Raw genomic sequence first — 2,481 nt, forward strand, 5'->3', positions numbered from 1 at the left:
CGCTCAAGGCGTCGCTGCGCCCGGCCGCCGACGGCTCGCTCGGCCTGAAGCCGGCCGGCAGGAACAGCACCGCGTCCTTCACCGACGTCGCCATGAGCGAGGGCGACATGGCGGCCGACGTCGGCACGGCGAACCCGGGGCGGGTGGCGTTCACCACGGGCGAGCTCCCGCTCGACCTGCGCCTGTCCGGCACGCCCACCGCCGACCTGCGGGTCAAGCTGGACAAGCCCACCTCCAATCTGACCGCCCTGCTCGTCGACTTCGGCGCGGACACCCGCGTCGACTGGCGTCGCGGCCAGGGCATCACCACGCTCACCGAAGAGGACTGCTACGGCGAGAGCACCGCGATCGACGACGCCTGCTACAAGAAGGTCGTCACGAACGTGGCCACCCGCCCGCTCGAGATCGTCGCCCGCGGCTGGATCGACGTCCAGAACCGCGACTCGCTCAGCCAGGCCACCCCGCTGCCGCCGAACACGTACGGCACGGTCAAGTGGCTGACGCTGCCGCAGGACTACACCTTCAAGAAGGGCCACAGGATCGGCCTCGTGGTGGCGGGCACCGACTCGGACTACAGCGACGAGACCGGCACCGGCGCGAACGTGACCCTCGACCTGGCCAGGTCCAGCGTCGTCGTCCCCTTCGTCCTGGGCACGCCGCTGGCCGACGTGCCGAAGGACGCGGCCACGTTCCGCGGTCCCGATCGGGTCGAGCTGCCGCAGCCCGAGCCCGAGTTCTCGTTCTTCTAGGAGCCGTCCAGGAGGCTGGGAGGGCCTCGGGCGCACGCCCGGGGCCCTCACCCGCAGTAGACGACGCCGCGGTCCCTGTCGAGCATCCGCACGCCGCCGCTCCCGGCGACCGTCCAGGACACGCTCATGGTCAGGGTGCCGTGCCCGGCGGTGGTGCCGCCGGTGGTCCTGCCGTCGCCCGTGGTCTTGCCGGCCCACCGTACGGTGATCTTGCCTCGCTTCACGCTCGGCCGCGCCGAGCAGGCGCGCTGGGAGAGCGGCGCGCGCACCTTGAAGGTGGTCCCGGAGACGGCGATGCCGCCGGTGCCGGTGGCCGAGGTGATCTCGCAGCTTCCCGTGCACGACAGTGAGAACGTTCCGGTACGCCCGGAGCCCAGCGACACCGACGACGGCGTCAGCCTGGCCACCGGAGGCGCCGGCCTGGGCAGCTCGGCCTTCCTGGCCATGCTCGACAGGCCGGAGCCCGCGGCCGGGGCCACCTCGGGCACATAGCGCGCGGGCGGCTCCTCCAGCACGCCCGTCTGCGCGGCGGTCTTGGTGAGCGTCGCGGGATGCCGCTGGGCGTTCACGACGGCCCAGACCAGCCCCGCCACCAGCAGGCCCACGCCCACGATCAGCCCGAGCCTGGCCACGGCCCTGATCGGCGGCCCGGCCTCCGGATCGTCGTCGTCCGGCCGCTCCCGCCAGAACTCCTGCACCTGCCCGTCCCGCAGTTCGACCAGGTCACCGCCCATGGTGATCCCGCCGTACCGGATGATGGCTCCCTGGCTGTGGACGCCGTTGCTCGAGCCCTTGACGGCAGCGGTGTAGACGAGCTTGTCGCCGTTCGCTCCGCCGCGGAAGGCCCGCGTACGGCTCGGCGGCGTGAACGGATGCCGCCCGCGCACGGCCGGGGCCGAGGGAGGCTCCTGGTCGGCGGCAGCCGCGCCCGCCGCCGACCAGGGCTTTCCCGAGGTCGCCGTCGTGGGGTCGGCGACCGGGACTTGCGGCGTGGCGTCGGCGACCGGGGGAGCCGGGGAAGGGCCGGTCTCCACCAGTGTGCGGGCCTGCACAGGGAAGCCGTCCGCCCGCCAAAGAGGCCCCTCGCCGGGCAACGGCTGCGCCAACGCCAGCCGGTTGGGAAGCGTGCCGGGCAACGTGGTGATCGGCAGGCGGCGCAGCAGCGCCGCCGCCGACACGGTCCTGGGCGCGGCCCGGCAGGTCGCACAGGACTGGATGTGACGGCCGATTCTGGCCCTGGCCCGCCGGCCGGGCGCCGCGACCCATTCCGACACCCGCGCCGTCAGGTCGGGGCATCCGTCGCGGCCCCGCGCGGCGATGATCGCGGCGAACCACTCCTCCAGGGAGGCGGCCGCCTGGGTGACGATGGCCCGCACCTCGTCCTGGCGCAGCTCGAAGATCACGGCGATCTCCGTGTCGGCCAGGCCGTGCCGCAGGGACAGGTCGAGCAGCTCTCGCTGCGGGCGGTTCAGGGAGAGCAGCGCCTCGGGCAGCAGCTCCGACATCCGGCCGGGCCGCGACCACGAGCCGATGCTGGCGGGCTTGGCCACGACGGCCCGGTGCGCGCGGGCCACCGCGTACAGCCAGGGCCGCCGCAGGGCCGGATCCACCACGCGGTCCGCGTACAGGTGCGCCGTCAGCGCCGCGCCGGCCACCGCCTGCTCGGCGTCGCCTGCGGCGAGCTCTGTTCGGCAGTAGTCGTAGAGGCGGGCTCCGTGCTTGTCGCACAGGT

The 2,481-nt window shown here is 73.8% G+C and carries 1 protein-coding gene and 1 pseudogene; one reads left to right on the forward strand and one right to left on the reverse strand.

Annotated elements, in window-relative coordinates; translation table 11 throughout:
• Nucleotides 1–749, forward strand: a 749-nt coding sequence (locus AB0J09_RS62240) for a CocE/NonD family hydrolase C-terminal non-catalytic domain-containing protein (RefSeq protein WP_360713574.1), incomplete at its 5' end; no start/stop codon positions are given.
• Nucleotides 750–796: 47 nt separating this feature from the next.
• On the opposite strand, the pseudogene AB0J09_RS62245 reads toward AB0J09_RS62240, so the two are convergent.
• A pseudogene (locus AB0J09_RS62245) lies at nt 797–2,481 on the reverse strand (hypothetical protein); the annotation flags it as partial.

The organism is Nonomuraea sp. NPDC049784 (genome assembly GCF_040659615.1).
In the GTDB taxonomy this organism is placed as follows: domain Bacteria; phylum Actinomycetota; class Actinomycetes; order Streptosporangiales; family Streptosporangiaceae; genus Nonomuraea.